Here is a 6,002-nt window from a genome sequence, read left to right as displayed (position 1 = left end):
GTGATAATGATCTTTTCCCTGTTACTCTCTACCATATCTTTCCACCATAAAAATGTCTCATCGGAAATATCTGTACGAGAGGCGGTGGATTGATCTGACAAAAAGAGAAATAACAAGTTACCATATTTCACCGCATAATATTGAGCTTGAGGGAAATATTTGTAGAATATTGGTCCTGAACGTACATCATGATTTCCTGCGATCTGATACCAATCTGTCACATTTGTCTTGTTTCTTGTCTCAATTAACCAATTAAAATCATCATCATGACTTCTTGATTTAAGAAGATCCCCTGCCATGATGCCCATATCTATGGATCCAATATTTTCATTTACATCTGCAGCTGCTGCTTCAAAGACATTGCGATCAAGCGTGGTCTTAGGCTGTATGTCTGAAAGCATCCAGACTAGAAACTGTCTCTTGGAAAAATGTGCTTCTGCTTCCTGAAAAGTGCCGTTTTGCACAGAAATACATCCGGTAAGCATAAGAGTTGATAGAAAGATAAGATATTTACGAAACAAAACATTCTCCATTAAATGCATTCAAGCCAATAACTATTTTAAAACATTATATAATTTTGGCTGATATTCAAACAATTTAGACAAATAATACCCTAAATAAACTAAACAAGGCAAACAATGATAATAGTTACTGGTTGTTCCTTGTATGTGGTAACCCATACAACGATAAATAATTCAAAGTAAAAGTATCTCACTAATAAACGTTTTCAGGTATAACGTGGGAACAAGAGGAAGAAATAAAGTAGAAAATAAGCTAGGTATTAAAAAACGATTAACCTACATTTTTTATAATTTTTTTATAAATATAAGGAGTACAATATGTTTAGTAAAAAAATATCACTTTTCATTTTGCCTTTGATAGCAATAAGTTCACTTCAGGCAAATGATCCGTTTTTCAATGATCCATTCGGTGATGATATATTTAAAGAGATGTATCAAATGCAAAAAGAGATGGATAAGATCTTTGAGCGTATGAATGAACGAATGGAGCAGCGTACAAAACTGTGGAATTACCCAAGCAGACAAAATTTGATTCCCAAGAACAATATAAGAAGCCAAAGTGAGTTAATAGATAAAGGTACCCATTATGAGTACAATACACAAATACCGGAAAGTAAAAATAATCAGATTGATATTTCTATAGTAGATGGTATTTTACATCTAAAAGCAACAGTAGATACAGTAAAGAAATCAAACCAATCAAATATGAAAATGCAACAACATTATATCAGTATGATACAACGCAGTGAGACATTACCTAATGATACAGATCCAAGCACTTTAAAGAGTGAGTATAAAAATGGTGTTCTTGTTTTAATACTTCAGAAAAAAAAGAGTATTCAACACTCCGTAGTCAAAGAGAAGGAAAAAGAAGTACCGGTAGAGGATGTGCCAAAAGAAGAAAAGCAAATAGAGACCAATACAACAAAAGTAAGGGTACCGCATACCAGTTCACATGTGTAAAAATGCAGGTTAGAGTAAATCCAATCCTAAAGCACGTATCTCTTCATGTTTATGAAACTGAAATGTCTTATGGGCTTTTGTTTCTGGTTCTATGAGGTAGATCTCATTTTGTAAATGAGATAGGTTTGTTTTCGTTTGGTTGTAAATGATCAGTCTGATAGACTTTTCAAACATTTCTAAAACATTAACAGTTTTAAAAAAGTTATCTGGCATAGTTCTTTCAAATGCATTTTTCCCTTGAACATCCACAGCGAGGATAGTATCGAATGTGGCTTCATTGACTCCAAGGTTTTCACAAAGAAAACCATCACCATAGGTTTCTCCATTAATGACATGCTCTTCAAATACACCGGGTATGGCCATGGTACTGAGTACCGCATCCTTGATGTAGACATCATCAGAAGCATCAAATACTTTTTTATCCCCGTTAAGTAGGTTTGTCGCGATCAGTTTGAGTGGTATAGTGGTATCTTTCATCTTTTTGTCTTGAAAGATACTGTCAAATATATTGGCTACTTTTTCATTGTCTACTACAGCATTACCGGAAAAAGAGAACTTGATCCAGTTAAAGATACCTGCAAAACTTTTAATATGTTCATAGATTTTTTCTTCTGACAGTCCTATGGACAGACAGGCACCAATGATACCTCCCATACTTGTACCGACGATCTCGTTAGGTACTAGATGTTGTTTTTCCAGATCATGTAACACACCTAAATGCGCGATGCCCAAAGCACCGCCACCTGAGAGAACCAATGTGAAATTTTTACTTTGTAGGTCTTTTATCATGAAGTATTATAACGTAAGTCGCTGATGATAAATAGTGTGATATTTCGTTTATATTTTTATCAAAAATTTTCTTTTAGGGATATTCATTATGATATAATCAATCCAGAAAAGTATTTATATAGAGGAGTTCATCATCGACGTTACGCCTTTACAATTTTTACTTACCTATGTTCTGGTAGTCGTTGCAGGAATTCTCATTTTTTCTGCATTAAGTCATATCCTTTATCAGAAACGATCTCCAACCAGCATGATCTCCTGGATGTTGTCTATATTCTTTTTACCCTATATTGTCGTACCGCTTTATTTTCTTATCGGCATACGTAAACGTGAACCTAAACATAAAAAAGACTATGTTACCTTTGAAACAATACGTGAATATGCTCCATATGAATTGGATGACCCTCATCATGCTTTTCAAAATCTTTTGAAAAAAAATGGTATTCCCGTTGCAACAAAAGGCAATACTTTTGAACTGATCACCAATGATACAGAAGCCTACGATAGATTGCTCAAAGAGATCGACAATGCAAAGTACAGTATTGATATCTGTACGTATGTTTTTCAATTTGATAAAACAACTATGAAAATCATAGATGCATTAACCAAGAAAGCAAATGAAGGTGTCAAAGTACGACTGCTCATGGATCTGGTAGGTTCTTTTGGTGCCAGTTTTAATCAAAAAGGTTTCAAGGTATTAAGAGAAGCAGGGGGAGAAGTGGCATTTTTTACACCTATTTTAAAAAGGCCATTTCAAAACTATATCAATCTTAGAAATCATCGTAAGATCTATCTTTTCGATCATAGCACATTGCTCAGTGGCGGTATGAATCTTAGTAATGAATATATGGGGGAAGCAGATGGCAGTCAACGCTGGGAGGATCTTCTTTACTGTTTAAAAGGTCCTTCTGTTTATCATTTTCACCAAATTTTCCAAAATGATTGGGGTTATGCGACTAAAGAAGAAAAAATAGATTTTAAGATAGCAGAAGCATATGAGGGTGAAAGTCTTGTTCAGGTGGTTCCTTCTGGCCCAGATATTCCTAGTGATGCACTTTATGAAGCGCTGTTAAATGCTATTTATAATGCGAAAGAGCGCATTTGGATAGTGACTCCCTATTTTGTACCGGATGAAAATATGATACAGGCATTGGTGATCGCATATCATAAGGGCGTTGATGTGAAGTTGATCACGCCAAAAAACTCGGATCATTTACTCGCAGACCTGGGAAGAAGTCCTTACATGCGTGAACTTGATGAAATAGGCGCTGATGTAGTTCTGTATGAAGGAGAGATGCTCCATGCCAAAGCCATACTTTTTGATGATCTTGGTGGTATGGTAGGGTCAGTGAACTTGGACAACCGAAGTCTTTTCCTTAATTATGAAGTGGTTACATTTGTTTACTCTCCACAATTTATAGAGAGTATAGAAACATGGATGAATACATTAATGCTCAATGCAAGCAGGGGCATGAAAAAACCTTCCAAAGTTCGTGAGGCAATTGAAAATATTATGAAAGTGTTTGCACCGTTACTGTAATGTTAGTTCCTTCTAAAATTCATCATCGTACATGTCGTGTCAGTTGTGAACGCTTTGTGCCCAATACTTTTGGTCTGCTTTGCTGGAATGTTTATAAAAAAAATCGTAAACATCCAGGGTTTGAACCTTTTATAAGAAAATTGACTAGGGAAAAAGAGATCGATTTTATACTTTTGCAAGAAGCCAACTTTAGAGATGATAGACATTGTGTACTTCCAGATTTTGCTTTTGATGCTGCAGCAAACTTAGAGTACCGTGGAGAGTTCTACGGTGTACTGACAGCGAGTAGGGTAGAGTCAGGTGATGCTCAAGCCTATCTTTCAGAAGGGAAAGAGAGTTTTTTAGGTCCACATAAAAGTTTATTGATCAATACTTATCCATTTGAGGATGGAAGTATACTTTTGGTACTGAATGTGCATGCGATCAATTTTCGAGAGAATAAACGCTATTTTAGAGAATTAGAACGTTTTTTAGAACTTATGAAACAGCATAATGGACCGATGATCATTGCAGGTGACTTTAATTCTTGGAATAAAAAACGGCTAGAGAAACTCCATAGGTTAAAAGAAGAACTCGCACTCAATAGAGTACCTTTTAAACCGATAGATGAAGTAAAGTCATTTATGGGAAATCATTTAGATTTTATTTTTTACAGAGGTATGGAACTCCTTGAGTTCTCAGCCTTGAACAATCAAGGACTCTCTGATCACAATCCACTTTTTGCACAGTTTAGAAAAGAGAGTTAGAACGTTCTACTTTTTACGTCCTGAGGGTTTTTTCTTTGCAGGAGTTGACTTACTTTGGCCTCTTCTTTGCATTTTTTGCTTATGATAGTCAAAACCGCCTTTTCTCTCGACAAGTGATTTTTTCTTGGGTTGTTTTTGTCTTGGTTGCGTGTCTGTCAGCTCAAACCCAGGGTATATCTCTCTTTTGATGTTGAGCTTTAAATGTTTTTCCATTTTTGTAAAGAAGTCATAGTCGCGTGTGGTTAAGATTGAGATAGAAGCACCCTTATGGTTGGCACGTCCTGTTCTTCCTACTCTGTGTGTAAAGTCATCTGTACCCTCTGGCATATCATAATTGATGACCATATCGAGTTCTTTGATATCTATACCGCGTGCTGCAATGTCAGTGGCTACCAAAACTTGTGTTTTCCCACTCTTCAACAGTGCTAAAGATCTTGCTCTAGCTCCTCTATTGATGTCACCATGTATGATAGAAGTACGTATGTTATGACTTCTGAGATACTCATATATTTTGTTTGCAGACTCTTTTGTACTCGCAAACAAAAGCACTTGCTCCATATGCATCTCTTCTATAAGTTTGACCACCAACTCATCTTTTCTCTTCTTGTCTACTTTGTATGCACGATGTGCGATGAACTCAACAATATCTCGTCTTTGACTCACTTCAACGATGACGGCATCACGCATGAACTCTTTTCCAAGCTTTTTGATGTTCTGTGAAATGGTTGCGGAAAACATCATCGTTTGTCTAGGCTGTCCACAGTGCCTGAGTATGCCTTTTATCTCTCCTAAGAAGCCCAGTTCCAACATCGTGTCTGCTTCATCGAGTATGACGGTATTGATATGTTCAAGATTGATCTTCTTGTCATCTATAAAACTTTGTAATCGTCCTGGTGTTGCAACAACGATGTCAGCACCTTGTGAAAGTCTTGTAAGCTGTGTACTTTTAGGTATGCCCCCTTGTATCTTCACATTTTTAATGTCCAGGTATTTGCTAAGTTCGTTGATCGTACGAGAAACCTGATCTACAAGTTCGATGGTCGGAACAATAATAAGTGCTCTTAAAACTTTTCCATCTTTTTTAACCACTTTTTGTAGTTTGTTAAGTAGGGGCAGTATATATGCCGCAGTTTTTCCCGTACCGGATTTTGAAGCTCCGAGTATGTCTATGCCTTTCATGGCAACAGGTATCACTTTATTTTGTATAGCAGTAGTCTGTTGGTATTTTGCATGCGTAATGGCTTTTAAAATATCGGGATGTAAATTCAGTTTTTCAAATGATTTGATAATATTTCCTTTCAAATCTATAGCGTAGTCATAGTGAGCTTTTAAATATGTTTGATGACATTATATCAAAATTGTGATTCTATTGAAACGTGGACAGAGTGACTTATCCCAGGTTATCATTTAAATGTTTAGGGTTGTTAAGGATAAGATCAGATCTTT

At 36.0% G+C, this 6,002-nt stretch carries 6 protein-coding genes; 3 read left to right on the top strand and 3 right to left on the bottom strand.

Annotation, left to right across the window (positions count from 1 at the left end):
- Positions 1-521: metallophosphoesterase family protein (locus WBM70_RS11040; protein ID WP_424558553.1), on the bottom strand; the 521-nt coding region annotated here is incomplete at its 3' end.
- 318 nt (positions 522-839) lie between these two features.
- Between WBM70_RS11040 and WBM70_RS11035 the strand changes: the two genes are divergently transcribed.
- Positions 840-1,484, top strand: a complete 645-nt coding sequence (locus WBM70_RS11035; RefSeq protein ID WP_424558552.1) for an Hsp20/alpha crystallin family protein — start codon at positions 840-842, stop codon at positions 1,482-1,484.
- A gap of 9 nt (positions 1,485-1,493) precedes the next feature.
- On the opposite strand, the gene WBM70_RS11030 is transcribed toward WBM70_RS11035, so the two are convergent.
- Positions 1,494-2,273, bottom strand: a complete 780-nt coding sequence (locus WBM70_RS11030) for a patatin-like phospholipase family protein (RefSeq protein WP_424558551.1) — start codon at positions 2,271-2,273, stop codon at positions 1,494-1,496.
- Between the two features lie 100 nt (positions 2,274-2,373).
- Between WBM70_RS11030 and cls the strand changes: the two genes are divergently transcribed.
- A complete protein-coding gene (gene cls, locus WBM70_RS11025) occupies positions 2,374-3,810 on the top strand; it encodes a cardiolipin synthase (RefSeq protein WP_424558554.1) in 1,437 nt (478 codons plus the stop codon).
- On the top strand, positions 3,810-4,556 hold the full coding sequence (locus WBM70_RS11020) for an endonuclease/exonuclease/phosphatase family protein (RefSeq protein WP_424558550.1): 747 nt from the start codon (positions 3,810-3,812) through the stop codon (positions 4,554-4,556). The genes cls and WBM70_RS11020 overlap by 1 nt, the downstream gene beginning before the upstream one ends.
- A 6-nt stretch (positions 4,557-4,562) precedes the next feature.
- Here WBM70_RS11020 and WBM70_RS11015 read toward each other — a convergent pair whose 3' ends face one another.
- Positions 4,563-5,858: a DEAD/DEAH box helicase gene (locus WBM70_RS11015; protein ID WP_424558549.1), complete on the bottom strand. Its 1,296-nt coding sequence runs from the start codon at positions 5,856-5,858 to the stop codon at positions 4,563-4,565.
- Positions 5,859-6,002: the final 144 nt, after the last annotated feature.

The organism is Sulfurovum sp. (genome assembly GCF_049668085.1).
Classification (GTDB): domain Bacteria; phylum Campylobacterota; class Campylobacteria; order Campylobacterales; family Sulfurovaceae; genus Sulfurovum.
The sequence above is the reverse complement of the archived record's forward strand: the minus strand, read 5'-3'. Positions and strand labels throughout refer to the sequence as shown.

Excerpts from the sequence above, each read along its gene's own strand:
- WBM70_RS11035 (WP_424558552.1), top strand. The coding sequence starts at position 840 with ATGTTTAGTAAAAAAATATCACTTTTCATTTTGCCTTTGATAGCAATA.
- WBM70_RS11030 (WP_424558551.1), bottom strand. The coding sequence starts at position 2,273 with ATGATAAAAGACCTACAAAGTAAAAATTTCACATTGGTTCTCTCAGGT.
- WBM70_RS11020 (WP_424558550.1), top strand. The coding sequence starts at position 3,810 with ATGTTAGTTCCTTCTAAAATTCATCATCGTACATGTCGTGTCAGTTGT.